The sequence below is a fragment of the Mesorhizobium sp. M1217 genome (genome assembly GCF_040318275.1).
GTDB lineage: Bacteria > Pseudomonadota > Alphaproteobacteria > Rhizobiales > Rhizobiaceae > Mesorhizobium.
The window spans coordinates 249,166-272,772 of sequence record NZ_JAMYMA010000004.1; the positions used below are offsets into that span (position 1 = coordinate 249,166).

Annotated in this window: 25 protein-coding genes; 11 read left to right on the forward strand and 14 right to left on the reverse strand. The window is 62.3% G+C overall.

Annotated elements, in window-relative coordinates:
- The first annotated feature begins 333 nt into the window (after positions 1–333).
- Positions 334–1,824: a gamma-glutamylcyclotransferase gene (locus NKH37_RS08640; protein WP_353005151.1), complete on the forward strand. Its 1,491-nt coding sequence runs from the start codon at positions 334–336 to the stop codon at positions 1,822–1,824.
- A gap of 341 nt (positions 1,825–2,165) precedes the next feature.
- Here NKH37_RS08640 and NKH37_RS08645 read toward each other — a convergent pair whose 3' ends face one another.
- Both NKH37_RS08645 and NKH37_RS08650 read right to left on the reverse strand, forming a co-directional pair.
- A complete protein-coding gene (locus tag NKH37_RS08645) occupies positions 2,166–2,990 on the reverse strand; it encodes a L,D-transpeptidase (RefSeq protein WP_352856192.1) in 825 nt (274 codons plus the stop codon).
- Positions 2,991–3,164: 174 nt separating this feature from the next.
- Positions 3,165–3,827, reverse strand: a complete 663-nt coding sequence (locus NKH37_RS08650; protein ID WP_352856780.1) for a haloacid dehalogenase type II — start codon at positions 3,825–3,827, stop codon at positions 3,165–3,167.
- A 151-nt stretch (positions 3,828–3,978) separates the two neighbouring features.
- On the opposite strand from NKH37_RS08650, the gene NKH37_RS08655 reads away from it, so the two are divergent.
- The 4 genes from NKH37_RS08655 (at position 3,979) to NKH37_RS08670 (ending at position 7,140) form a co-directional block, all read left to right on the forward strand.
- Positions 3,979–4,857 carry a branched-chain amino acid aminotransferase gene (locus NKH37_RS08655; RefSeq protein WP_353005153.1) on the forward strand — a complete coding sequence of 293 codons (879 nt, stop codon included), beginning with the start codon at positions 3,979–3,981 and terminating at the stop codon, positions 4,855–4,857.
- 108 nt (positions 4,858–4,965) lie between these two features.
- Positions 4,966–5,562 (forward strand): superoxide dismutase, encoded by a 597-nt coding sequence (locus NKH37_RS08660; RefSeq protein WP_023718413.1) that lies wholly within the window; start codon positions 4,966–4,968, stop codon positions 5,560–5,562.
- Positions 5,563–5,736: 174 nt separating this feature from the next.
- A complete protein-coding gene (locus tag NKH37_RS08665; RefSeq protein ID WP_023718412.1) occupies positions 5,737–6,180 on the forward strand; it encodes a c-type cytochrome in 444 nt (147 codons plus the stop codon).
- A 9-nt stretch (positions 6,181–6,189) separates the two neighbouring features.
- The gene (locus NKH37_RS08670) at positions 6,190–7,140 is read left to right on the forward strand and encodes a cytochrome c (RefSeq protein ID WP_353005155.1); all 951 of its coding nucleotides are present in this window, start codon (positions 6,190–6,192) and stop codon (positions 7,138–7,140) included.
- A gap of 12 nt (positions 7,141–7,152) precedes the next feature.
- Here NKH37_RS08670 and NKH37_RS08675 read toward each other — a convergent pair whose 3' ends face one another.
- The 3 genes from NKH37_RS08675 to NKH37_RS08685 form a co-directional block, all read right to left on the reverse strand.
- Positions 7,153–7,536 carry an SET domain-containing protein gene (locus NKH37_RS08675; protein WP_023718410.1) on the reverse strand — a complete coding sequence of 128 codons (384 nt, stop codon included), beginning with the start codon at positions 7,534–7,536 and terminating at the stop codon, positions 7,153–7,155.
- A gap of 141 nt (positions 7,537–7,677) precedes the next feature.
- Complete coding sequence (locus NKH37_RS08680) at positions 7,678–8,304, reverse strand: LysE family translocator (RefSeq protein ID WP_353005158.1); 627 nt, start codon at positions 8,302–8,304, stop codon at positions 7,678–7,680.
- Positions 8,305–8,383: 79 nt separating this feature from the next.
- Complete coding sequence (locus NKH37_RS08685) at positions 8,384–10,495, reverse strand: S9 family peptidase (RefSeq protein ID WP_353005159.1); 2,112 nt, start codon at positions 10,493–10,495, stop codon at positions 8,384–8,386.
- A gap of 115 nt (positions 10,496–10,610) precedes the next feature.
- Between NKH37_RS08685 and NKH37_RS08690 the strand changes: the two genes are divergently transcribed.
- Both NKH37_RS08690 and NKH37_RS08695 read left to right on the forward strand, forming a co-directional pair.
- Positions 10,611–10,982 carry an SH3 domain-containing protein gene (locus NKH37_RS08690; RefSeq protein ID WP_353005161.1) on the forward strand — a complete coding sequence of 124 codons (372 nt, stop codon included), beginning with the start codon at positions 10,611–10,613 and terminating at the stop codon, positions 10,980–10,982.
- Positions 10,983–11,395: 413 nt separating this feature from the next.
- Positions 11,396–11,821: a Ros/MucR family transcriptional regulator gene (locus tag NKH37_RS08695; RefSeq protein WP_023677844.1), complete on the forward strand. Its 426-nt coding sequence runs from the start codon at positions 11,396–11,398 to the stop codon at positions 11,819–11,821.
- 113 nt (positions 11,822–11,934) lie between these two features.
- Here the strand turns inward: NKH37_RS08695 and NKH37_RS08700 are convergent, their stop codons facing one another.
- Both NKH37_RS08700 and NKH37_RS08705 read right to left on the reverse strand, forming a co-directional pair.
- Positions 11,935–12,363, reverse strand: coding sequence for a SufE family protein (locus NKH37_RS08700; protein ID WP_023718407.1), 429 nt, complete (start codon positions 12,361–12,363; stop codon positions 11,935–11,937).
- A 113-nt stretch (positions 12,364–12,476) separates the two neighbouring features.
- Positions 12,477–12,845, reverse strand: a complete 369-nt coding sequence (locus NKH37_RS08705; protein WP_023718406.1) for a DUF5330 domain-containing protein — start codon at positions 12,843–12,845, stop codon at positions 12,477–12,479.
- Positions 12,846–13,364: 519 nt separating this feature from the next.
- On the opposite strand from NKH37_RS08705, the gene NKH37_RS08710 reads away from it, so the two are divergent.
- The 3 genes from NKH37_RS08710 to NKH37_RS08720 all read left to right on the forward strand — a co-directional run bounded on the left by NKH37_RS08710 (position 13,365) and on the right by NKH37_RS08720 (position 16,294).
- Positions 13,365–15,110: an ATP-binding protein gene (locus NKH37_RS08710; RefSeq protein ID WP_023718405.1), complete on the forward strand. Its 1,746-nt coding sequence runs from the start codon at positions 13,365–13,367 to the stop codon at positions 15,108–15,110.
- On the forward strand, positions 15,085–15,852 hold the full coding sequence (locus NKH37_RS08715; protein ID WP_353005163.1) for a peptidoglycan-binding domain-containing protein: 768 nt from the start codon (positions 15,085–15,087) through the stop codon (positions 15,850–15,852). The genes NKH37_RS08710 and NKH37_RS08715 overlap by 26 nt, the downstream gene beginning before the upstream one ends.
- Before the next feature lie 94 nt (positions 15,853–15,946).
- Positions 15,947–16,294 (forward strand): DUF1491 family protein, encoded by a 348-nt coding sequence (locus NKH37_RS08720; RefSeq protein ID WP_023718403.1) that lies wholly within the window; start codon positions 15,947–15,949, stop codon positions 16,292–16,294.
- A 4-nt stretch (positions 16,295–16,298) separates the two neighbouring features.
- On the opposite strand, the gene NKH37_RS08725 is transcribed toward NKH37_RS08720, so the two are convergent.
- A complete protein-coding gene (locus NKH37_RS08725) occupies positions 16,299–17,309 on the reverse strand; it encodes a DUF2336 domain-containing protein (protein ID WP_023718402.1) in 1,011 nt (336 codons plus the stop codon).
- Between the two features lie 187 nt (positions 17,310–17,496).
- Here NKH37_RS08725 and NKH37_RS08730 point away from each other — a divergent pair, with 187 nt between their 5' ends.
- A complete protein-coding gene (locus NKH37_RS08730) occupies positions 17,497–17,688 on the forward strand; it encodes a hypothetical protein (protein ID WP_031193791.1) in 192 nt (63 codons plus the stop codon).
- A gap of 14 nt (positions 17,689–17,702) precedes the next feature.
- Here NKH37_RS08730 and NKH37_RS08735 read toward each other — a convergent pair whose 3' ends face one another.
- The 6 genes from NKH37_RS08735 to groL form a co-directional block, all read right to left on the reverse strand.
- Positions 17,703–18,251 carry a DUF1254 domain-containing protein gene (locus NKH37_RS08735; protein ID WP_023718401.1) on the reverse strand — a complete coding sequence of 183 codons (549 nt, stop codon included), beginning with the start codon at positions 18,249–18,251 and terminating at the stop codon, positions 17,703–17,705.
- Entirely contained in the window at positions 18,244–18,828 is a 585-nt protein-coding gene (locus NKH37_RS08740; protein ID WP_023718400.1) for a DUF1214 domain-containing protein, read from the reverse strand. Before NKH37_RS08740 ends, NKH37_RS08735 begins: the two co-directional genes overlap by 8 nt.
- A gap of 97 nt (positions 18,829–18,925) precedes the next feature.
- Positions 18,926–21,085 carry a transglycosylase domain-containing protein gene (locus NKH37_RS08745; protein ID WP_023718399.1) on the reverse strand — a complete coding sequence of 720 codons (2,160 nt, stop codon included), beginning with the start codon at positions 21,083–21,085 and terminating at the stop codon, positions 18,926–18,928.
- Between the two features lie 324 nt (positions 21,086–21,409).
- On the reverse strand, positions 21,410–21,706 hold the full coding sequence (locus NKH37_RS08750; RefSeq protein WP_352814766.1) for a hypothetical protein: 297 nt from the start codon (positions 21,704–21,706) through the stop codon (positions 21,410–21,412).
- Positions 21,707–21,709: 3 nt separating this feature from the next.
- A complete protein-coding gene (locus NKH37_RS08755; protein WP_023718397.1) occupies positions 21,710–21,871 on the reverse strand; it encodes a hypothetical protein in 162 nt (53 codons plus the stop codon).
- 82 nt (positions 21,872–21,953) lie between these two features.
- Complete coding sequence (gene groL, locus NKH37_RS08760; RefSeq protein WP_353005165.1) at positions 21,954–23,573, reverse strand: chaperonin GroEL; 1,620 nt, start codon at positions 23,571–23,573, stop codon at positions 21,954–21,956.
- Positions 23,574–23,607: the final 34 nt, after the last annotated feature.

Below are 23,607 nucleotides of genomic sequence, written 5' to 3' on the forward strand. Positions count from 1 at the left end.
AAGGGCGGGATCAGTGTTGGCAACTTCTGTCTTGGCATCAAGCGCCAGTAGCCAGATCTGGAGGACAGCGGACAGGGGCTATGCGGAAAGAGCGGCCGCTTGGCGGCGATGCGCCGAAGGTCTTGATCGGGGCCGGAAGCGGACCGGCAGGTTCCAGCACCTCCGCAAGGGGCAACGGACGCTGAATCCGGTCGGAACAACGTCTCAGAATTAGCCCAAAGCGGACATCCCGCGTAGCCGTGCCGGATTTTGAAAGTTAGCGACATCGGGCTATTGTTGAGGCTTTCGCAATCCTTTGCAGCGCGGCGCGACGAGCCTTCGCGGGAGACGATCATGTTGAAAGTTACCGAAGAGGAGGTCGAGGAAGTCCGAGAATACTTTGAATGGCAGGCGCCCGACCTCGAAGTGACCTTTATGCAGAAGGTCTACTCGGAAGTCGTCCTGAATACCCGTCACGACGTGTGGGACATTCACACCAACAAGGATCGCTGGTGGGTCATAACCGGCGGCACAAACCTCTACTCTCAGGAGCAGTTCCCAAATATGGACCTTGCTCTGACCTTCCATATTGGCCTGATGCTTCGCATCCCGCGTACGGCAAAACAACAGGAAGACGATCTACGCATACTCCCGTTCGGTCCCGTATTCGAGAAGATGGAAGAAGCCGGCACCGCCGTGACACAGGCGCATAATCTCGCGGACTATCAGGCCGTAGGCGTCCGCTGCCGTGAGGCGCTTCTCGAACTGATCGGCGTCGCGCAGGACTCGGCAATATGGACAGATACACCGCCACAACGTGCGAACTTCCGCGCGTGGACGGAGATCATCTGCAACGATCTTCTGCCGGGCGACACCAACAAAGAGCGTCGCGGGGCCCTCAAGAGTGCGCTTGAGTCCGCATGGACGTTTTCAAACTGGCTGACGCATTCAAAGTCGGCCACCTGGATTGATGCCGAGATGGCGCACTCGTTGATCCAACACGCCATCGGCATGGCGACATCATTGATCATTCGCGAATTACGCGGGGTGCCTCGGGAATGCCCGAACTGCGGCTCGCCGCATCTCGAACCCGAACATGGCGAGAATACTGAGGCACCCGGTATACTCTGGGAACGACCGCGCTGCGCCGACTGCGGATGGGCCGGCAGGCCGGTTCCAATCCTCGACCTCCAGGATGGACAGCCCATCATCACACGCGAAGGCGAAGAAACCGAAGAGTGCAGCATAATGACGGTACCGCTACGCACGATCCTGAGGCCGGGAAATCCCACCATCGAGGCGCTGAAGAACACAGAGACCGGCCCCCCAGAGCACGTCGTCTATTTTGCCTACGGGTCCAACATGTCGACCGCCCGGCTGCGCGAACGCATGCCGAGCTGCAAGCCACTCGGCATCGCTACCTTGCCGGGTCATGCGCTCCGTTTTCATAAACGTAGCGTGGACAAGTCCGGGAAGTGCAACGCATTGGCCACTGGCAATGAGAATAGCGTGATCGGAGTCCTGTTCAGCTTCGATCCTGCCGAACGTGCCGAGCTAGATAAGGCCGAAGGCGCCGGAAGCGGCTACGAGCATGCGACGGTCACGGTCATTAACGCCAAAGGTCGCAGGCGAAAGGTCCTTACCTATCTCGCCACCCCCGACTACATCGACGACAGTCTCAAACCCTATAGCTGGTATAAGGACTTTGTCCTTGCAGGTGGCAGGGAACACGCCCTGTCGCCGGAGTATATTGCCGAATACATCCAGTCGGTTGAGGCGATCGAAGATCCCGACAAGACACGGGACAATAAGCAGCGGGCCACGCTCGGAAGTCTCGGTCGGTGAGACTGTGGTGTCGGTGCGAGTTCCCGGTCCAGACTGCGGACCCGATGTCCGCTTATAGCGCAACGCGTCCAACGCGACGCCGCATTCAGATGTCTGCTTTTGGGCAACCGCAATCAACGTCGTTGCTGCCGGCATCGCGGCGCAAAGCGGTCATCCGACCTGGCCTGCGGAAGACGTATTTGGGTCATGAGCTGTCCACCGGCGGCGTCTGCACAGAGCGCGGCAAAATCCGCTGCTCGGCGTAAACATCGGACCTGAAGGCGGGCACCGGCACGGGCAAGCCAACGCGCAGCAAAATCAGCAGGAGCGAGGAAGATCCCGCTCCAGCGCTTTCGACCAATTCAGAAGATCGAGTTTGTGATCGATTTTATCGGGCCGAGCAGGATCGATCCTTCCGGCACGCCGGCGTCGATCGGAATGGCTTTGCGGTTTGCGGTCGCCACCATCGGCTGGCCGATATCGGCCGTCACCACGACCGGGGTCTTGTTCGGCACACGGTCGTAGAGATCGATAATGTCCTGGTTCATCAGGCGAACACAGCCCGACGACACCGACTTGCCGATCGACCGCCATTCCGGCGAACCGTGCAAGCGGTAGAGCGTGTCCTGGTTGCCCTGGAAGAGATAGAGCGCCCGCGCGCCAAGCGGGTTCTTGAGCCCGCCGGGCATGCCGCCATTATCGGCGCTGTACGGCTTCAACTCCGGCTGCCGGGAGATCATTTCATCCGGCGGCGTCCATTTCGGCCATTTCTGCTTCCATTGGACCACGGCATCGCCCGACCATTCGAAGCCGGCGCGGCCGAGGCCGACGCCGTAGCGGATAGCCTGGCCGCCCGGGCGCACCAAGTAGAGGAAGTGATTGGTGGTGTCGACGACGATGGTGCCCGGCTGCTGCCCGGTCGGATCGTCCACGATCTGGCGCAGGAACTGCGGGTCGATTTTGTCGACCGGTATCGCCGGCAGCTCGAAGCCGCCATCAGACATCGGCCCATACATCGTCATATAGTCGCCGAGCGCCGGCTCGACATAGGTCGGCGGCGGTGGCTCGACCGGCTGTTGCGACAGCGTGGTGCAACTGGAGACCGCGACCGAGGCGGCGCCAAGGGCTGCGGCGTTGAGGAAACCGCGACGGCTAAGGCGCAGAGAGGACGATGGAGGTGTGAACATGATTGCCTTTTTTAAGTCTCAAATCGCAACAAAGCATGAATGCGTCCGGTTGTGCGCAGGTGCTCGAGCAATGCTCGGCGCGATAGGCGGTTCCAATTCTGGCCGCAGGGTGGACAAACAAAGGCAAAGCTGTGACTGGATCGCCACTGTTGCGCCGACGCAACATTTCCGGTGTCAAACCGCGGCAACCAGACCTTCAAGGGACGGCAGGATCAGGGCCGGTGGGAAATCCCGGTATTCCTCTGGGTGATTGGCGCGGTTGATCCACACCGTCCGGAAGCCGAATTTGGTGGCGCCGGCAACGTCCCAGCGGTTGGAGGACTGGAAAGAGACAGCGCCTGGATAGAGGCGCCAGCCCGTGGTGACTATGTCGTAGACCGACGGGTCGGTCTTGAAGCGCCTGACGCTGTCGACGGAAAAGACGTCGTCCAGGACCTGGTCGAGCGCGGCGGACTTGACGGCCGCCTCCAGCATTTCAGGCGAACCGTTGGACAGGATCGCCAGCCTTGCTCCCGATGCCTTGAGCGCCTTGAGCACGGCTGGCACCTCCGGATAGCAGTCCAGCCGCCAATAGGCCTCGAGCAGCTTCGCCTTCAGCCCGGCATCGGCGGATGGAACCTTGCGCAGGGCGAAATCGAGGGCCTGCTCGGTGAGCTGCCAGAAATCGGCATAGGCCCCCATCAGCGTCCTGACCCAGGAATATTCCAGCTGCTTGGCGCGCCAGATATCGGACAGCAACTGGCCGTCCGGCCCGATCTGGTCGGCGTGACGGCGCACGGCCGCATGCACGTCGAACAGCGTGCCATAGGCGTCGAAAACGTAAGCTGCATGGTGCATGCGACAGTTTTGAGGCTGCGCAAGGCAAGGCGCAAGCGCCGATTGCAGTCCGCCAGCCCGCTGGCCTCAACAAATCTCAGCCAAACCGGTTGACGGCGGCCGCCAAAGCATCTTCCAATGCGCCGCAACAAGCATCGAACGGAACCTGGCAATGACACTGGCGACTGCGGCGCAATCCGCGACATGGACCTTCGTCGACGGCGACTGGTACGAGGGCAACGTTGCCATCCTCGGGCCGCGCAGCCACGCCATGTGGCTCGGCACCAGCGTATTCGACGGCGCCCGCTGGTTCGAGGGCGTCGCTCCCGATCTCGATCGCCATGCAGCAAGGGTGAACGCCTCGGCGATCGCGCTCGGCCTGAAACCGACGATGAGCACCGACAAGATCGTCGGCCTGACCTGGGATGGGCTGAAGAAGTTCGGCGGCAACACGGCGGTCTACATCAGGCCGATGTATTGGGCCGAGCATGGCGGCTATATGGGCGTGCCGGCCGACCCGGCCTCGACGCGTTTCTGCCTTTGCCTCTATGAATCGCCGATGATCTCGCCAGTGGGTTTTTCGGTGACGGTGTCGCCGTTCCGCCGCCCGACAATCGAAACCATGCCGACTAACGCCAAGGCCGGCTGCCTTTATCCCAACAACGGCCGGGCCATCCTCGAAGCCAAGATGCGCGGCTTCGACAATGCGCTCGTGCTCGACATGCTGGGCAATGTCGCCGAGACCGGGACCTCGAATATTTTCCTGGTCAAGGACGGCCATGTCCTGACGCCGGCGCCGAACGGGACCTTCCTGTCCGGCATCACCCGCGCGCGCACCATGGCCCTGCTTGGCGAATACGGTTTCACGACGACGGAAAAGACGCTGTCGATCCGCGATTTCCTGGAGGCGGACGAAATCTTCTCGACCGGAAACCACTCGAAAGTCGTGCCGGTCACCCGTATCGAGGATCGCAATCTGCAGCCCGGGCCGGTGGCCAAGAAGGCGCGCGAACTCTATTGGGAATGGGCGCATTCGACTTCGCCCGGCTGACCCGCTAAAAAGCGGCCCGGCGCTTCGTTTCCGGAGTTGTTCCAGACCAATCCAGTCCTATGTTAGTCCGGTATCGACACCGGATTTTTCCACGAGGGAGTACGACCGATGGCTTTTGAATTGCCCGCCTTGCCCTATGATTACGAGGCTTTGCAGCCTTACATGTCCAAGGAAACGCTGGAATATCATCACGACAAGCACCACAAGGCCTACGTCGACAACGGCAACAAGCTGGCCGCCGAGGCGGGCCTGGGCGATTTGTCGGTCGAAGAGGCCGTCAAACAGTCCTTCGGCAAGAATGCGGGGCTCTTCAACAATGCCGCCCAGCACTACAATCATATCCATTTCTGGAAATGGATGAAGAAGGGCGGCGGCGGCAACAAGCTGCCGGGCGCCTTGCAAAAAGCGGTCGACAGCGATCTTGGCGGCTACGACAAGTTCAAGGCCGACTTCATCGCCGCCGGCACCACCCAGTTCGGTTCGGGCTGGGCCTGGGTCTCGGTCAAGGACGGCAAGCTGGCGATCTCGAAGACGCCGAATGGCGAGAACCCGCTCGTCCATGGCGCGACGCCGATCCTTGGCGTCGATGTCTGGGAACATTCCTACTACATCGATTATCGCAACGCCCGGCCGAAATATCTCGAAGCCTTCGTCGACAGTCTCATCAACTGGGACTATGTGCTCGAACTCTACGAAAAGGCCTGATCCGTTCCAGAAAGCCCCGGCAGAACCGGGGCTTTTCTTTTTCAGCATCAGAACGACAGTTGCAAAAATTTCACGCAAGCGTGAGGCGAAGCGTCGGAATTTTTAAGCCATCCTTGCCGTTTGTCATCGGGGTGGGACCGCACCCTGAATTGCCTTCAACATGGAGCCAAGTGAATGAGAAAGCTTATCCTCGCCATCTCGATGCTCGCCTTCGCCGGTTCGGCGGCATTTGCCGACCCGGTCGCTGACCGGCAGGCCCTGATGAAGGAACGTGGCAAGATCGCCGCCGGCTTGTCGAAAGTGGTCAAGGGCGAGACGCCCTACGACGCAGCTTCGGTGCTGACGGCGTTGCAGGCACTGCAGGCCAATGCCGAGAAATTCCATGCCGGCGTCGACGCGCTGTTCCCGGCGGGCAGCGACATCGGCGACACCACGGCGTCTCCCAAGATCTGGCAGGACATGGCCGGCTTCAAGACGGCTGAAGGCAAGTACCTCGCCGACGTCAAGGCGGCGGTCGCCGCGGCACCTGCGGATGCCGACGCGTTGAAGGCACAGTTCAACACCATCGGCGGCGGCTGCGGCAACTGTCATCAAAGCTACAGGGTGAAAAAAGGCTGATAGCGGGCAATGCCCTTGCTGAAGAAACTCGTCGGCGCCGCCCTCGTTCTGGGCGGCGTCGCCGCGATTGCCGGCTGGTTCCTGTCGGCTCCGGTCAGGCTCGGTGCCGCCACGCTGGCGCAGCTTGGCCCCGGTGACGCTGACAGGGGCAAGCGCATCTTCTACGCTGGCGGCTGCACATCCTGTCATGCCAAGCCTGGCTCGCAAGGCGACGCTCGCCTTCAGCTGGTCGGCGGCCTCGAGCTCAAGACGCCATTCGGCACCTTCGTGCCGCCGAATATCTCGCAGGATACCAAGGACGGCATCGGCGCCTGGTCGGTCGAAGACTTTGCCAACGCCATGCTGAAGGGCGTGTCGCCGTCGGGCGAGCATCTTTATCCAGCATTTCCCTATATTTCATACGCGCGCATGAAGCCGGCCGACATTGCCGATCTCTATGCGTTCCTGAAGACCTTGCCCGCGGTCGCCGGCAAGGCACCCGCCAATTCGCTGGGGTTTCCCTTCAACGTCCGACGCGGCCTTGGTCTGTGGAAATTGCTCTATCTGAGCGACAAGCCGGTCGTTTCCTTTCCCGATGGCACGCCGCAGCCGGTGCAGGCCGGCCGCTATCTGGTCGAAGGCCCCGGCCATTGCGGCGAATGCCACACTCCGCGGGACCTTACCGGCGGTACCAGGAAGAGCCAGTGGCTGGCAGGCGCCGCGGCCGCGGAAGGCAGCGGCATCGTGCCCAACATCACGTCGGGCGAGGGCGGCATCGCCGACTGGTCCGAAGCCGACATCGCCAACTATCTCGAAACCGGCTTCACGCCGGATTTTGATACGGTCGGCGGTGCCATGGTCGACGTGCAACGGAACATGACCGCGCTGACGCCAGAGGACCGCGCGGCGATTGCCGCGTACCTGAAAGCCGTGCCGCCGCATCCCAACGGCTATCCGGCGCGCAAGAAGCCGGCGAGCTGACGGGCTGTTGGGTCAGCGGTCGCCGAGGAAGTCGAAGCCGGTTTCGAAGAAGTGATTGTAGTCGCAGGTCATTTCCTCGCCGGGCGCAATGTCGCGCAAGGCATAGGTCTCCTCCGGCTGCGAGACGTCGCAATTCGGGCTGTCGGCATGGTTCATGTAGCGCGCATCGTCGGCTTCGAAGACGATGTAATTCGGGTCGCGCCGGTCCGGATAGGCGTAGCGGTCGAGATAGGTTTTGACCGGCCCGGTTTCCCGCTCGTAGGTCTCCACCTCGATGCGCCGGTCGTATTTCGGGTCGAGCTTCCAGACCAGCGTGCCGCGGGCAATGTGGTTCTTGGCAAAGACGCCGATGCCCTGGATGGGCGATTTGTCGAGATAGACATCGACGAGCAACATGGCAGATCCCTGGGTGATTGTGTGTTGGCGCGGCTGCGAAAAGCCGCGCACTGGGTAGCGCGCGGCCCTTGCAATTGCGAGCGGAAAATCAGCTGTGCCTGGCCATTATCCGAAGCCTCATACGGCGTCGCCTGTCGAGGCCTAGCGCTGTTGCAGTGCCAGCCGGATGCCCAAGGCGCAATAGATGCCGCCGACAGCCTTGCCTTGCCATCTCAGCACCGTCGGATTTCGGCGCAGGAATGCACCGAGGCCGCCCGCACCCACGGCGAAAACCAGCGTGCTGATGAGGCCCAACAGAACAAAGATCACGCCCAATGTCGCCAGTTGAAGCATCACCGATCCGTTTTCAGGCCGCACGAACTGCGGAAGAAATGCAAGGAAGAAAAGCGCGGTCTTGGGGTTGAGAACCTCGGTCAAAACAGCCTGCCGAAATGCTTTGGCAGCGGGGATCGCAAGTGCGCCGGCGGCCGGATAGGCAGGCGTTTTCTCGATGATCGCGCGAATGCCGAGATAAATGAGGTAGGCTGCGCCGATGTACTTCACGATGTTGAAAAGCGCCGCCGACGTGGCAATGATCGCCGAAATGCCGACGATCGCCATGAAGGTGTGAACCACGTCGCCGGCCGCGATCCCCGCGCCGGTCGCGATGCCAACCCTGGTTCCGGAACTGGTAGCCCGCGCCACGGTCAGAAGGGTGGCCGGACCGGGGATGAAGACAAAGCCAAGCACAACCGCGACATACGCAATCAATGTGGCGAGATCGATCATTGGTGGGCGTCTCCGCAACTCTTACCGCGAATGAAAGCCACGTCTCGGAACGGAGGGCAATGACCGCTCTCCCCCGACTTCACGCGGCAAGCTCGGCCTTGCCTGTTACCTTGAGCGCGAAGGCGTAGGTGAAGGCGATTTCCTCCAGCCTAGAAAACCGGCCGGAGGCGCCGGCGTGGCCTGAATCCATGTTGATCTTGAACAGAACCGGATTCCCACCTGTCTTGCGGTCGCGCAACCGCGCCACCCATTTGGCCGGCTCCCAATAGGTGACGCGCGGGTCGGTCAGGCCGGCCAGCGCCAGGATCGGCGGATAGTCGAGTGCGGCGACATTGTCGTAGGGCGAGTAGGCGGCGATGGTCCGGTAATCCTCCGCCGAGGCGATCGGGTTGCCCCATTCCGGCCATTCCGGCGGCGTCAGCGGCAAGCTAGCGTCGAGCATGGTGGTGAGCACGTCGACGAAGGGAACCTCGGCGACGATGCCGCCGAAGCATTGCGGCGCCATGTTGGCGACCGCGCCCATCAGCATGCCGCCGGCCGAACCGCCTTGCGCAACGATGCGGTCATGCTGCGTGTAGCGTTCGGCGACGAGGTGGTGGGCGGCAGCGACAAAATCGGTGAACGTATTCATCTTGTTCGCCCGCTTGCCGTCGTCGTACCAGCCATAGCCCTTGTCCTTGCCGCCGCGGACATGGGCAATCGCGTAGACAAAGCCGCGGTCGACCAGCGAAAACAAATTGGTGTTGAACGCGGCCGGCACCGCTATGCCGTAAGAGCCATAGCCGTAAAGCAGGCAAGGCGCCGATCCGTCGAGCGGCGTGTCGCGGTGGTGGAGGAGCGAGATCGGCACCAGTTCGCCGTCGGCGGCAGGCGCCATCAGCCGGCGCGTGACATAGTGCTCCGGGTCGTGGCCGGACGGCACTTCCTGGGTCTTGAGCAGCACGCGCTCGCGGGTGCGCATGTTGTAATCGAAGACCTGCGCCGGCGTCGTCATCGACGAATAGGAAAAGCGCATGATTTCGGTGTCGTATTCGTAGGAGCCGGACAGGCCGAGCGAGAAGGCTTCCTCGTCGAAGGAGATCAGGTGCTCTTCGCCGCTCTTGCGATCGCGCACGACGATGCGTGGCAGGCCTTCCTTGCGCTCCAGCCGGACCATGTGGTCCTTGAAGCCGATTACCGAAAGGATCAGCCGGCCCGCTTCGTGCGGCACCAGTTCCTGCCAGTTGGCGCGCACCGGATCATGGGCCGGCGCCGTCATGATCTTGAAGTCCTTGGCGCCGTCGGCATTTGTGAGGATGAAGAAGATGTCGCCGCCTTCCTCAAGGTCGTACTGCAAGCCGGTCTGGCGTGCCGCAACCAGCTTCGGCTCTGCGGACGGTTCGTTGGCGTTCATGATGCGATATTCCGAGGTCTCATGGTCGTTGATGCCGATCATGATCCACTCGTTGGAGCGTGTGCCGCCGACATCCATGAAGAAGCCCGGATCGGTTTCCTCGTAGATCAGCCGGTCGTTTTCAGGACTATCGCCAAGCGCATGGAACAGCACTTTGGAAGGACGGTGGTTGGGGTCGAGGCGGGTGTAGAAAAAACCGTCATTGCCGGCATCCCACACACCGCCGCCGCCGGTGTCGGGGACCCTGTCCGCCAGATCGTTGCCGCCGGCGAGATCGCGGACGCGCAGCGTGTAGAATTCGGAACCCTTGTCGTCGAAGGCCCAGAGCAGCTTGCGGTGGTCGTCCGAATGATCGACGCCGCCCAGGCGGAAATAGGGCTTGCCCTCGGCCTCGGCATCGCCGTCGAGCAAGATCTGCTTGTCGCCGCCGTCGCGCGCCGTGCGGAAATAACGCGGCTGCTGGCCGCCAAGCTTGAAGGAGGAGCCGTAGGCGTAAGGCCCGTCCTTCATCGGCACGGAAGAATCGTCTTCCTTGATGCGTCCCTTCATTTCCGCGAAAAGCTGTTTCTGCAGTTGGACCGTATCGGCCATCAGCGCCGCCTGGTAAGCATTCTCGGCTTCGAGGTGGGCGCGGATCTGGCCGTCGAGCAGCGACGGATCCCTGAACATCTCTTGCCAATTCACGGCCCTCAGCCAGGCATAGTCGTCCGTCCGCGTCATGCCGTGATGCGTGTCGAAGATCGGCCGCTTCTCCGGCTGTGGCGGGGTGGCGGTCGGAAACACTGGAGTTCTGGTCATTGCGTCTCGCTGTGGAAGTTACTTGAATGGCGAATGAACACGCCGATCAGCGCGGGTTCAAGGGCTATGATCTATTGTCGTGGTGGCCTGAGGGGACGGGCTGGAGGAGAGGACAATGAATATTTTTTCTCGGACTGCCGCAGCCCTCGCCGTCGCTGCGATGACCCTGGCCAATGCCGGTCAATCTCATGCAACTGCCTTTGCGGCTTGGCAAGTGGCCAATGTGCCGTTCGGCGACACGCTCAATGTGCGCAAATATCCTTCAGGAACTTCGCAGAAGCAGGCCGCCTATCCCAACGGGACGGTTCTGCAGATGACCGGCAAATGCACCGGCCGGATAAACCTGCTCGACATGACCATGCAGACCTACTGGCAGCAGAAACAGAAGATCCGCCATCGCTGGTGCGAAGTCTGGCACGATCCGGCACAGAACGGCCAGTTCGTCACGGGCTGGGTCTACGGAAAATACATCACCCCGTTTCAGTGACGCAGCACGCCGTTCCGGCCGACGGCTCACGAGCAACAGTAACGCTTCGCAACCTATGATTTTACTGAATCCGCCGATCGGCCAGGCTGTAATGCTGCCGGCAGGATCAAGCATTGAGCTCTATTTACCTGGCACCGTCTGTGTAATGGCTGGTTGCCGCGGCGTCAGTCGATGCTGGTCTGACCAGAAAAAACGGCAAAGTTACACTCTGCACGAAAGAGTGAAGCTGAATATGAAAGATTTGACTTGTATCGCTGAATAGAGCGCAAGAAGCGAATTGACTTACTTGACGCTCAGGCCCATTAAGATGCCGCGACGCGAATCGCGGAGGCTTTTTCCTGCACAAGTTCGCGCGATGCCCAACTATCGAAACGGGCGCAAACAGAAACAATTCTCGTTGGGGCCTGAACGCCATGGATATTACCGAAACACCTTCCAGAAACAGTGACGCGCTGATCGAGCTCACCGCCGATGTGGTGGCCGCCTATGTCAGCAACAATCCCGTGCCGGTCGGCGAATTGCCGAACCTCATCGCCGATGTCCATGCCGCTCTCGGGCGCGTCGGCGGGGCCGCCGAGCAGCCGCCTGCCGACAAGCAGAAGCCGGCGGTAAATCCGAAGCGTTCGGTGCATGACGACTACATCATCTGTCTCGAAGACGGCAAGAAGTTCAAGTCGCTCAAGCGTCACTTGATGACCCACTATGATCTGACGCCCGACCAGTATCGCGAAAAGTGGAACCTGGACCCGAGCTATCCGATGGTTGCGCCCAATTATGCGGCCGCCCGTTCGCAACTCGCCAAGAAGATGGGTCTCGGTCGCAAGCGCAAGGGACGCTGACAAGCGGCTCTTCCGGTTTGACACTCAAGCGGCGCCTTCGGGCGCCGTTTTGTATTGTGGGGAGACCAAGCTCGGGCCGCCAGTTCTTCATACTGCTGGTAATTGCCGTCCGGTCAGGCGGTCTGCTTCAGCGCTGCCTCGGCGTCACGCTTGATACGCTTGACCATCGAGCGAAGACCATTGGCGCGCTGCGGCGACAGGTGCTCGTCAAGTCCGAGTGCCTTTAGCGTTGCCTCTGCGTCGGTCCTCTGGATTTCGCTGGCGGGCCGTCCCGAAAACAGCGCCAGCATGATGGCAACCAGGCCGCGCACGATATGGGCGTCGGAATCGCCCTTGAAGGTGATAACGGGATTGGCACCCTCGCCTTGCTCGGTGGTCAGCCAGACCTGGCTGACGCAGCCGGGCACCTTGTTGGCTTGTATGCGTTGCTCGTCGGGAAATGGCGGCAGCGCTTCACCCAGTTCAATCACATAGCGATAGCGGTCTTCCCACTCGTCGAGCAGGGAAAAGTCGTCGCGGATGGTCTGGATCGTCGTGGTCATTTCCCCGGATATAGTCATCCGGCGCGGCCGCGTCACGGAAAAAGAGGAGAAACGCCGCAGGCGCCGAGAGCGGGGCGCCCTGCGGTTTAGCGATGGATTCGGCCGAAACAGTCTCAGTTCTTTGCCGGCAAGTGCACTTTCGCCGGCAAATCGACTTTCGCCGGCAAGACGATTTCCTCGGGCACGCTGCCGGTGGTCGTCACCGTATCGGGTTCAGCGGCCTTGTCGTCCAGCATGGCGGCCGCGATCTTGGCGGTCTCCTTTGCGCGGGCGGTGATGGTGTGCATTGCCGATTTGCCGGTCTCGCACACGTCCGGCTTGCGCTCGCAGATGCCGGCGATGTCGCCGACGGCTTCGCGCGCGGCAAACAGCGCCTGGAGCGGTCCGACGCTTTCACGGCCCGCATCATCGGAGCCGACACCCAGCGGCAGCGCCAGAAGCACCAGCGAAAACCAGAAAGCAGCTCTTATCAGAAAGCCCATCTGTCTGTCCTTTATGACGGTCATGCATCCGAACCGCACGACCCCTGTACGGCGATATTGGCACGGACGCGCAAAGGACGGCTTGTCCCGAAAGCAACAGTTTTCCTCAAATTTTAGGCAGATTCGAAACGAAGCGTTTTGAAATTCATTTGCCTCGAACGACTTAGATTTTATTCAGCAAAGGGTAACCATCCAACCTGTTGTTTTTCCTGCTCATTTTTTGAACCGGCGACAGTTTGGCGGCCTCGGCCGCAGGTCCAGGCGCGGGCGGTCCGGATAACGCTCCGTTTACTATGGCGGCAATTGCCCCGGTTTTTCGCCGCCGGTATCCCGATATTTGCAGCCGGCCGGGGGACGATCGGCCCAGCCTTATCCATTCCTTAAACGCTGGATGCGAGTTTCGGATCGACAAAAGCCACCTGCAAAGCAGGGCCGTTCACGACCGGGTGCGTTGAGTTGAGTGCGATCAAGGCCAGATACGCCGAGTTGCCGGGCGCGATAGCCGCCGGTTGCGAACGGATGGTTCATCCGTCCGTCCTCGGCCAGGACGACCGCCGCCGCCACAGCCGGTTCATTGGCGTCATGCTGGCGGCTCCGTTCTTCAGCGCAGGTGCAGCGGTGACGCTGGTCACGTCGGGCATGGGCGCGGCCGTGACTGTGGCTGCGATCTTTGCCGCGTTCGGCCTTTGCTGGTTCGCCGCCCTGCTGGTGGCTGCATCGGGTAAGATCACCCTGGCCGGCCAACTAGCCTTGGTCGTGAGCAGTGTTGCCCTGGGTGCCCTTGTCGCTGCCGCCGGCGGTGTGGCCTCGCCGGTTGCCGTGCTTGCGGTGGCGCTGCCGTTTGAAGCCTGGTGGATCGGCCAGTCGCGCCGTGCCGTGATCTGGGGCGCCATATCGGCCCTTGTCGCAGTCTTGCTGCAGCCTTTCGCCGGTTCCGTCTTGCCGCTCGGCCAGACCGAAATCGCCGCATGGCACTGGCTGGTACCACTGGCCTGGGCGCTCACGCTCTTTCCGCGTGTCGCTCCACTTCGTGGCGCCGCCAACGCACAGCTCGATCCTGCCGGCAGCGACCGGCTCGAAGACCTGATCGACGCTGTCGTGCTGCGAATAGCGGCGCATGGCGAGGTTCTGGACGCCTCGACCAAGGCGCGCACGATGCTGAGGCTGCCGCCGGAGTTGCTTTTCGGCGCCGGGCTTTTCGATCGCATCCATCTGTCCGACCGCGTCCCGTATCTCAGCGCGCTGGCCGATATGCGCGATGGCGCTCTGTCGCGCCGGCTCGACCTTCGCGTCCGGCTGCCGCAGAACAGCGGCGTGACGGCCGACAATTACCGGCCGTTCTCGCTCGAGATGATGCGCGCGCCGGGGCAGGAGACTGTCTTCACGCTCGTTCTGCGCGAGAATGATGAACTGGCCGGACTGCGCCAGGAGCTTGCCGCCGCCAATGAAGCGGCTGCCTCGGCCGAGGTGGCGAAAGGACGCTTCCTTGCCGTCGTCAGCCACGAGCTGCGCACCCCGCTCAATGCCATCATCGGTTTTTCGGACATGCTGCTGCACGAGATGTTCGGCACCTTCAAGGATCCGCGCCAGAAGGAATATGTCGGCTTGGTACGGGATTCGGGCCAGCACCTGCTTGCCGTCGTCACCTCGATACTCGACGTATCGCGGATCGAATCGGGCGCCTATGCGACCGAACCGGAACCGTTCCGCTTCCGCGAAGCGGTCGAGATGTGCCAGTCGATGATGCGCCTGCAAGCCGAGGCAAAAGCCATTGATCTGCAGGCCCAGATCGCGCCGGACGCAGGTGAAATAAATGCCGACCGTCGCGCCGTGCAGCAGATCCTGATCAATCTCGTCTCCAACGCGATCAAGTTCACGCCCGAAGGCGGCAACGTCGTCATCGGCGCCAAGCGGATCGGCTCGCGGCTGCATTTCTGGGTCCGGGACACCGGAATTGGCATCGCCGAGGAAGATTTTGCCAATCTCGGCAAGCCGTTCATGCAGATACAGAACGACTATACCCGTCGGTTCGAAGGCACCGGGCTTGGGCTTTCGCTGGTGAAGGGGCTGGTGGCGCTGCACGACGGCACCATGTCGATCGAAAGCATGCCGGGCGAGGGCACCACGGTAACGATCAGCCTTCCCGTGAACGGCCCGACGGGCCACTCGGCGGAGAAGACCGGCGTGGTGCCGATGTCCGCGGCCAAAGCCAGAGCGGACGGTGGCAAAGGGGAGAGCAATGGGTCGCTCCGCAAAACAGCCTAAGGCGGTCAAACGCCGCGGCAATGCCTTCGAGCACGGAGCGATGGCTCTGGGCAGCCTGATCTCGCGCAACCCAGTTGTGGTCGGCGGCTCCACCGCATTCCTGGTGACGCTGTTCTACGTCTCGGCGAACGCTCTTTGGTACCAGCCCTTTCCGCACGCCGGCGCGTTTTTCGTCACCAGGAGCATCGAGCGCTTTCCCCGGGCGGACAGCGACGAGCCCGAAACCACCATCAACATCGTGCGTCCGGCGGCTGCGCCGATCAAGAGCGACCCGGTCGTCGAGCAGGTCCAGGGCATATTGAAGGATCTCGATTTCTATTCCGGCCCCGTCGACGGCATTCCCGGACCGAATACGCGCAAGGCCATCCAGGCCTATCAGCAGAAGGTCGGATTGAATGCCTCCGGCGAGATCGACAGCATTCTGCTGGATCAACTGGGTGCCACGCCGACGACCGCGGCCGTGGTGCCGCATCCCGTGCCGCGGCCGGTCGAAACGGCCGCTGTTCCAGCCGCCATTCCAGCGTCCGCACCGGCAAATGCGGCGGCACCTGATCCCCGCATCGTCAAGATCCAGGCCGGACTGAAAGCTTTCGGCAATGACGACATGCAATTGGACGGCGTCGTCGGCGCACGCACCAAGGCCGCGATCAAGGAATTCCAGGCGCTTTTCGGCCTGCCCGAGACCGGCGAGCCCGACGAGATCGTCTACGTCAAGATGCGCGAGATCGGCCTGACCAACTGAGGGTCGTGACGGCCGCACGCCGGTCGCTCGGCAAAGACCGGTTACAGTCTTCCGGCCAATGCTGTAAGGACCGCCGCATGGCCAGGAATTCTCCATGCGGGTAACCACCGACCTGTGGGTATCGGCGCTGTTGCGTCGGGTTTTCAGCGCCGGCGGCTTTGCCGCCGTGGTCAAGCGCGGCGCGACGGAAGCCGGCGCGGTTTTCGTGCTGGCGCGGGGCAGGCTGGGGGAGATGGCGCTGTTCGGGCCGGCGCCGCAGACGAGCTACGATTCGGCCAGGCCGGACGACCGTTTCTTCAGCCTTCTCGGCGAGGGCGACGATGCCGCCATCTTCGACGCGCGGCTGGAGCGCGAGAAGAAATTCGATCCCGATATCTGGGTGGTCGAGGTCGAGGCGGGCGCCATTCCCGTTGAGGAGCTTATCTCGGTCAAGTTGCCGTAACTTTTCAGACGCGACGCGCCTTTGGGACAGCGGCAACATCGGCGCTGTTCGGCTTGCGCAGGTCGGCGTTTGCGGCGACGCGCCCGGGCTTGCGAACGATTTTCGACACGGTGTCGGCCTTCCAGCCGCGGAGCCTGTCCAACGCCGCGTCGCGGTGCAGCAGGCGGTAGCGGTCGAGGAAGATGCGGATCGCCTGCGGGTGCGGAAACTCGGTCGGATAGATGGTGGCCGTGATCAGGAACGCCTTGTCTTCGCTGAGGTCGAGCGCGCGCAAGGCGGCCAGCAGCGGTGTGTAATTTTGGCTCGTGGTGAGCGTCCGCGCCGTTGAAAAATCGACTTCGAGCGCATCGGCGAGCGCTGTCTGGAAGAATGCCGCATTGCCGGTCAGCGCGGTCTCGCGCAGCTTGACATAGGTTTGCGGCTCGACGAACGGACCGATAGCGGTGCCGCTCTCGGCGCGCATCATGGATCGCAACCGGCGGCGTACTGTTTCGGCGGCATCGGAAGCCTCTTGCCTGTTGGCATCGCTCGCAACCACTTCGGCGTTTTCGGACGCGGCTTTGGCGGTTGTTTCCGGCTGCTGTTGCGACCGCACCAGCGTCGGCCTTTCGAGCACTTTGATGAGATCCGCGATCGTTTGATTGAGATCCTTGCGGCGGGCAATGGCACGGGCATGCGGCAGCCCGTGGCGCCCGATCAGCGCGATGAGGTCGACGTCGCTGAGGGCACGCGAGCGGATGAGCAGCGGAGCGGCGATATCGACCCGCTCCTGGCAAAGCCGCCGCACCAGCGCGGCGGGTGCATATTCGCATTCGGAAAGGGCTGCCGCGACGTAGCGGCGCGATTCGACCGAGACATTGTCGAAAAGCGGCAGCGTCAGGTCTTCGAGCTGCGCGATCTCGCGGCGTGAAGGTCGGGTGAGCGAACAGAACGCCGACACCGCGGCGCGGAACAGCCTCTCGGCCTTTCCCGATTCAGCTCCTGCTGCGATTTGCCTGAAATCCGAAGCTGACACGAAGGATACGCCCGACACTCGACACGATCTGGACTGCGCTCTGCCGGGCTGTACCGGTTTCGCGTTTCCCAAGAACAAAGATCAATTTAGCGGCGATCCGTTAGCGCTCCGTTAACCTACTGCCTCCTTAATCGACTATGGAGGCGTTGCGTTGTGCTCCGGGGCAACCGAGAGGAATACGCGAACCATGGGCATGGTACTGTCTTTCGTGCCGCGAACGGCGGCAACCAATCGAGCACAACAAACCGCGGGAACGCCGGCGGCGGTGATCATCTTTCCCGGGGTCCGCTACGAGCAGCGGCCGCTGACCGGCGAGACGCGGCCGGTCGGCCCCGATAAGCCGGGACCTTCGGGGACATTGCCGGTACCGCATCACTGAGCATCGGAAGTGGGTTAAAAATCCTGCAGTTCGCAGGAACTCTGTTCGAGAAACCGCGAGACGATCGGCTTCCAGCTGTCGTCGGGCACGAACGAGCGGATGACGAACATGCCTTCCGCTATCGGCGCTTCGACGAAGATCGCCCCTTGCAGTTCCGCGGGAAGATTCTTGCGGACCTCGATCATCTGCGCCGGCGTCAGCACCACGGTGTCGAGCACGCCTGCGGTCGCGCTGCGGTCGTTGAACGAGTAGATGTTGTGGCCGCCGCGGTCATAGACCGATATCGACCAGAACGGCACCTTTCCCGGCGCCTTGACCCGCACCATCCCCTCGGCAAGGTCGAAGCGGCAAGCCGCCGCATAAAACAGCGGATCGACCGATTTCACCACCGGCGCGCCGCCGGCTTCGGCGTCGAGCCTGGTCATCTTGTAGAGATCCGAAGCCATGGCCAATCGCGACCAGGCGTCGCGTTCGGAAAACTCGGGGACGAGCAGCAGCACGATGATGTGCACGATGCCGCCGCCAAGCAGGCCGAGCAGCACGGCATGCAGCAGGCTACGCATTGCAGCCGACCTTCTGGATCTGCGGCAGCGTGACGTCCGAGAGGCCGGTGCTGCTGGCGATCGGCGTGTCATAGAACGTGAGCACGAAGTACATCCCGCCGGCGCCGCTGGTCAGCAGCCAGTTGTCGGGCGCCGGGCGGCTGCCGACGGAAATGATCACCGAATTGTCGGCCTCGCGCAGCACTTGATAGGACTGCAGCGCAGCCAGCCTCGGCTTGCCGGTCTCGATCACGCCAAGCGACCGATCTGCGGCATAGAGGGTCCAGAACCGGGCGGTGGGAAAGCCGCCCGCAATCTTGTAGGCACATTGCCGCTTGAGTTGCTCGCCGCCGGAATCGCGCTCGGCGATGAAGGACAGTCCTTCCGCCTGTCCGAGCGCCAGCACGCCTTCGCGCGCCACGCGGGCCTTCGAATAAGGATCCGCCGTCGGCGTGCCGATATCGGGGAAGGCGGTCCATTGGCCGATCCTGATGGCGCCGACGCCGTCCTGCAGCTTCAGTGCATACCAGACGCTGCCGCCACCGCCGACGACGGCGATGGCAAGCGAAAGCAGTGTCAGGAAGGCATTCTTGAGCATGAGGAGCCGGGGAACCGAAGGCCGGGGACTGAAAGACTGTCGCTCGGGATATCGCGGTGCGGGGGCTTGTGGCAAGCGGCCCTGTGGAATTGACCGCTCAGAGCGCCGAGAGGGTCTCCGGTGCAGCGGGCGCGTCGAGCACGGGTGCCGCCTGGAACAGCTTGGTGAGTTCCTTCAGGGTCTGGGTGGTCCGGCTGGACAGCACCGGCGGACGCTCGGCGGCGGCATCGGCTGCTGCCTGTTCGGCGCTCTTCTTTTCCGCTTCCTCGGCCTTGGCAGCGATTTCGGCATCGACGAAGGGGTGATCGAGGCCAGGGATCGGTCTGAGGTCGATATTCTGGTGCGCATAGAGCATCAGGCGCTGCCACACCATGGCCGGCAGGGTGCCGCCGGTCATCTTGTTGGTCGCGGTGAAGTCGTCATTGCCAAGCCAGACGGCGGCCGTGTAGTTGCCGGTAAAGCCGACAAACCAGGCATCGCGGTAGGACTGGGTCGTGCCGGTCTTGCCGGCGACGACGATGTTTGGAAGGGCCGCGCGCCGGGCCGTACCGATCACCGGAACGGCGGCCAGCATGGTGTTCATGTATTTGAGCGCCTGCTCCGACAGCACCCGGTGCGGCGGCGGCGCATCCTTGGCGAAGTCGTAGACCACCTCGCCGGTGCGGGTGAAGAGTTGGCTGACGCCGTGCCGGGTTCCGGCAAAGCCGTTCTGGGCGAACACGCTGTAGCCCGTCGCCTGGTCCATCACGGTCATGCCCGACGTGCCGAGCACCATGGTCTTGTGTGATTCCAGCGGCGACTCGACGCCCATCGCCTCGGCCATCGCCTTGATCGGCTTGATGCCGAGATAATCCTTGGCCAGCCGCACCGGCACGGTGTTGATCGATTTGGCCATCGCCGTGATCAGCGTCACCTTGCCGGCCGACCCGCCATTGTAATTGTGGGGCGACCAACTGCCCCAGGAGATGGGTCCGCCGGAAACCACCGAATCCGGCGTGAAGCCATGCTCCATCGCCGTCGCATAGACATAGGGCTTGAACGAGGAGCCGGTCTGGCGAAGTGCCTTGGTGGCGCGGTTGAACTGGCTGGCGCCGTAGTCGCGGCCGCCGACGATCGCCCGGACCGCGCCGTTGGTCTCGATGACGACGATGGCGCCCTCGGTGACGTTGTATTCCTTGCCGAACTGGCGGAGGTGGAACTCCATCGATTCTTCGGCCGCCTTCTGGATGTTGGCGTCGAAGGTGGTGTGGGCGACAAGCGAGTGCGGGCCGCCTTTGGCGGCGATCTTCTTGACCTCTTCGAAGGCCCAATCGAGATAGTAGTCGGGGCTTTTCTGCTCGCCGCGATCAACGATTTCGGCCGGGTGTAATCTTGCCTGCAGCACCTGGCCTTCGGTCATGAAGCCGGAATCGACCAGGTTGGACAGCACGACATTGGCGCGCGCCCGGGCGGCGGGCAGGTTTATGTGCGGCGCATATTTGGTCGGTGCCTTGAACAGGCCGGCCAGCATCGCCGCCTCGGCAAGGTTCAGGTCCTTGACGCTCTTGCCGAAATAGAAATCTGCCGCCGCCTCGATGCCGAAGGTGCCGCCGCCCATATAGGCGCGGTCGAGGTAAAGCTGCAGGATTTCCTTCTTCGACAGATTGGCTTCGAGCCATAGCGACAGGAAGGCTTCCTTGATCTTGCGCTCGAATGTCCGCTCATTGGTCAAGAACAGGTTCTTGGCCAGCTGCTGGGTGATGCTCGAGCCGCCCTGGACGACGGAATTCGCCCGCACGTTCTCGAATATGGCCCGCGACAGGCCAAGCACGTCGATGCCGTAATGGTCGAAGAAGCGCCGGTCCTCGGTGGCCAGCACCGCCTTGATGACATGGTCGGGCATCTCGTCGACCGGCACCGAATCGCGCTGGATGATGCCGCGCTGGCCGATCTCGTTGCCGTAGCGGTCAAGGAAGGTGACGGCGAAATCGCCCTGCGTGCGCCAGTCGCCGGCGGTTATCTGAAAGGCCGGCAAGGCCAGCGCCAAAAGCACGACGATGCCGCCGGCACCGAGCGTAAACCCTTCACTCAACAGTTCGATCATGCCGCGGCGCCAGCCGCCGACGCGGAAACGCCGCGAGAAGATGGTCGCCGCTTCCCAGAACTGACGCGCCCTGAAGCCGATTTCGTAGACCGAGGAATCGATCCACGCATCCACCGCCAGCAGCCTTGCCGCGATCGGACCTCTTCTCTTGCGTGGTTCCAAAGGACTGGCCATTCCAGGATCCGGCTGTGGCGATGCCGCCAACTGAGAAACCGCATGCCGGCAATTTCAGGGCGGCGCGCCTTGCAAGACTATTCGTCCATTTTGGTGCTGCCGACAAGGGCGATGAAGGTAAGGGCGATGAAGATATAGCGGGCGGTTCGTCGAGGGGAAGACGGCTCCCGCGAGGCGTCAGCGCAGGATGTTGGCTGCCCTGCGCGAGTAGGTGGTGCCGTCGAGTTGGGCTAGCATGAAGGTCGGCACGCGCCAGCGTCGGCAGCAGCGACGCCGACCGGATGCCGTTTGCCGTGCGGAATTCACCCGTTGCCGCTCCATTGCTCAACTTGGGCGGCTCAACCTGGGCGGCTCCACGATGGTCCAGTCGAGCCTGGATTGAACGATCAGGCTTTCCTTCACCTCGTGGTCCGCCACCTCATGGCGCAGAACCAACGGTACGATGACGCCGCCAAGTAGCGGCCCCAGTTGCCGCCGCTCGGAGATAAGCTTGACCGCACCATGCAGGCACTGACGGCGCTTGTGCGTTCGGGCAAGAATCGCATTCAGCTGGCGCTGATCAGCGACGAGACGCGATAAGGGTCTGGTGCCGCGCTTGCGCGGGGTGCCGAGGATTGGCAATCGTCACATGGGACGCTTGTCCGCGATCTTTTTCGGGTCGCGGCCTATCGTGCCGGCGTCGGCTTTCCTGTGCTTGTCGGCAAGCCTGCGAATGCGATCGAAGCGGCTTTCCTCTGCCACTTTGGTCTTCGTGGCTGCATTTGGCTTCGGGACGAATGCGATCATGGATCGATCTCCTTGCCGATGGCGCGCGCCGGGGAATATCCCCCGGCGGCTGTCTTTCAGGCTTGTTTCCGGCAGCGGCTGGTCAATAGCCCATGCCGCCGGGCGAAGCAGCGGCTTCCTTGGCTGAAACGTCTGTGATCATGGCCTCAGCAGTGATCAGTAGCGCCGCAATCGAGCCCGCGTCCTGCAGCGCCGTCCGCACCACCTTCGCGGGGTCGACGATGCCGGCCTTGATCATGTCGACATAGACCTCGTTCTGGGCATCGAAGCCCTGATTGTGGTCCTTGCTGTCGGCGAGTTTGCCGACGACAATCGAACCTTCGACGCCGGAATTCTCGGCGATCTGCCGGATCGGCGCTTCGAGCGCTCTCGACACGATCGAAATGCCCGCCGTTACATCGGCATTGGCTCCGGTCAGCCCGTTCAGCACAGCCTTGGCGCGCAGCAACGCGACGCCGCCGCCGGGAACGATGCCTTCCTCGACGGCCGCGCGGGTGGCGTTCAGCGCATCGTCGATGCGGTCCTTCTTTTCCTTGACCTCGGATTCGGTGGCGCCGCCGACGCGGATGACGGCAACGCCGCCCGCCAGCTTGGCGAGACGTTCCTGCAGCTTCTCCTTGTCGTAGTCGGAAGTGGTTTCCTCGATCTGCCCCTTGATCTGCTGGACGCGCGCCTGGATGGTGGCCTTCTCGCCGGCGCCGTCGATGATCGTGGTGGTGTCCTTCTCGATCAGCACGCGCTTGGCGCGGCCGAGCATGTCTATGGTGATGTTCTCCAGCTTGATGCCGAGATCCTCGGAAATCATCTGTCCGGCGGTGAGCACGGCGATGTCTTCCAGCATCGCCTTGCGGCGGTCACCGAAGCCAGGCGCCTTGACGGCCGCGACCTTGAGGCCGCCGCGCAGCTTGTTGACGACCAGCGTCGCCAGCGCTTCGCCCTCGACGTCCTCGGAGATGATCAACAGCGGCCTGCCGCTTTGCACCACGGCTTCGAGGATGGGCAGCAGCGCCTGCAGATTGCCGAGCTTCTTTTCGTGGATGAGCACGTAAGGGTCTTCCAGCTCGGCGCGCATCTTCTCGGCATTGGTGACGAAATAGGGCGAGAGATAGCCGCGGTCGAACTGCATGCCTTCGACGACGTCGAGTTCGGTTTCGGCGGTCTTGGCCTCCTCGACGGTGATGACGCCGTCATTGCCGACCTTGTCCATCGCCTCGGCGATCATGGCACCGACGCTGGTGTCGCCATTGGCGGCAATGGTGCCGACCTGCGCGATCTCGCCTGAGGACTTGACCTTCTTGGCTCGAGCCTGGATTTCCTTGACGACGGCGGTGACGGCAAGGTCGATGCCGCGCTTGAGGTCCATCGGGTTCATGCCGGCGGCAACGAATTTGGCGCCCTCGCGCAGGATGGAAGCGGCAAGCACCGTGGCGGTGGTGGTGCCGTCGCCGGCGAGGTCGTTGGTCTTCGAGGCCACTTCGCGCACCATCTGTGCGCCCATGTTCTCGAACTTGTCGGAAAGTTCGATTTCCTTGGCCACCGTCACCCCGTCCTTGGTGATGCGCGGCGCGCCATAGGCCTTGTCGATGATGACGTTGCGGCCCTTAGGGCCGAGCGTCACCTTGACGGCGTTGTTGAGGATTTCGACACCGCGCAGCATGCGGTCACGCGCGTCGGTGGAAAATTTGATTTCTTTGGCAGACATGATTTTTTCCAGTTCGGTTGGTGTGGCAAGACGC

Excerpts from the sequence above, each read along its gene's own strand:
- NKH37_RS08640 (WP_353005151.1), top strand. The coding sequence starts at position 334 with ATGTTGAAAGTTACCGAAGAGGAGGTCGAGGAAGTCCGAGAATACTTT.
- NKH37_RS08745 (WP_023718399.1), bottom strand. The coding sequence starts at position 21,085 with ATGGCCAGTCCTTTGGAACCACGCAAGAGAAGAGGTCCGATCGCGGCA.
- NKH37_RS08720 (WP_023718403.1), top strand. The coding sequence starts at position 15,947 with ATGCGGGTAACCACCGACCTGTGGGTATCGGCGCTGTTGCGTCGGGTT.
- NKH37_RS08710 (WP_023718405.1), top strand. The coding sequence starts at position 13,365 with ATGGTTCATCCGTCCGTCCTCGGCCAGGACGACCGCCGCCGCCACAGC.
- NKH37_RS08690 (WP_353005161.1), top strand. The coding sequence starts at position 10,611 with ATGAATATTTTTTCTCGGACTGCCGCAGCCCTCGCCGTCGCTGCGATG.
- NKH37_RS08685 (WP_353005159.1), bottom strand. The coding sequence starts at position 10,495 with ATGACCAGAACTCCAGTGTTTCCGACCGCCACCCCGCCACAGCCGGAG.
- NKH37_RS08700 (WP_023718407.1), bottom strand. The coding sequence starts at position 12,363 with ATGACCACGACGATCCAGACCATCCGCGACGACTTTTCCCTGCTCGAC.
- NKH37_RS08660 (WP_023718413.1), top strand. The coding sequence starts at position 4,966 with ATGGCTTTTGAATTGCCCGCCTTGCCCTATGATTACGAGGCTTTGCAG.
- NKH37_RS08645 (WP_352856192.1), bottom strand. The coding sequence starts at position 2,990 with ATGTTCACACCTCCATCGTCCTCTCTGCGCCTTAGCCGTCGCGGTTTC.
- NKH37_RS08675 (WP_023718410.1), bottom strand. The coding sequence starts at position 7,536 with ATGTTGCTCGTCGATGTCTATCTCGACAAATCGCCCATCCAGGGCATC.
- NKH37_RS08755 (WP_023718397.1), bottom strand. The coding sequence starts at position 21,871 with ATGATCGCATTCGTCCCGAAGCCAAATGCAGCCACGAAGACCAAAGTG.
- NKH37_RS08695 (WP_023677844.1), top strand. The coding sequence starts at position 11,396 with ATGGATATTACCGAAACACCTTCCAGAAACAGTGACGCGCTGATCGAG.
- NKH37_RS08665 (WP_023718412.1), top strand. The coding sequence starts at position 5,737 with ATGAGAAAGCTTATCCTCGCCATCTCGATGCTCGCCTTCGCCGGTTCG.
- NKH37_RS08705 (WP_023718406.1), bottom strand. The coding sequence starts at position 12,845 with ATGGGCTTTCTGATAAGAGCTGCTTTCTGGTTTTCGCTGGTGCTTCTG.
- NKH37_RS08715 (WP_353005163.1), top strand. The coding sequence starts at position 15,085 with ATGGGTCGCTCCGCAAAACAGCCTAAGGCGGTCAAACGCCGCGGCAAT.
- NKH37_RS08650 (WP_352856780.1), bottom strand. The coding sequence starts at position 3,827 with ATGCACCATGCAGCTTACGTTTTCGACGCCTATGGCACGCTGTTCGAC.
- NKH37_RS08670 (WP_353005155.1), top strand. The coding sequence starts at position 6,190 with ATGCCCTTGCTGAAGAAACTCGTCGGCGCCGCCCTCGTTCTGGGCGGC.
- NKH37_RS08680 (WP_353005158.1), bottom strand. The coding sequence starts at position 8,304 with ATGATCGATCTCGCCACATTGATTGCGTATGTCGCGGTTGTGCTTGGC.
- groL (WP_353005165.1), bottom strand. The coding sequence starts at position 23,573 with ATGTCTGCCAAAGAAATCAAATTTTCCACCGACGCGCGTGACCGCATG.
- NKH37_RS08735 (WP_023718401.1), bottom strand. The coding sequence starts at position 18,251 with ATGCGTAGCCTGCTGCATGCCGTGCTGCTCGGCCTGCTTGGCGGCGGC.
- NKH37_RS08655 (WP_353005153.1), top strand. The coding sequence starts at position 3,979 with ATGACACTGGCGACTGCGGCGCAATCCGCGACATGGACCTTCGTCGAC.
- NKH37_RS08740 (WP_023718400.1), bottom strand. The coding sequence starts at position 18,828 with ATGCTCAAGAATGCCTTCCTGACACTGCTTTCGCTTGCCATCGCCGTC.
- NKH37_RS08730 (WP_031193791.1), top strand. The coding sequence starts at position 17,497 with ATGGGCATGGTACTGTCTTTCGTGCCGCGAACGGCGGCAACCAATCGA.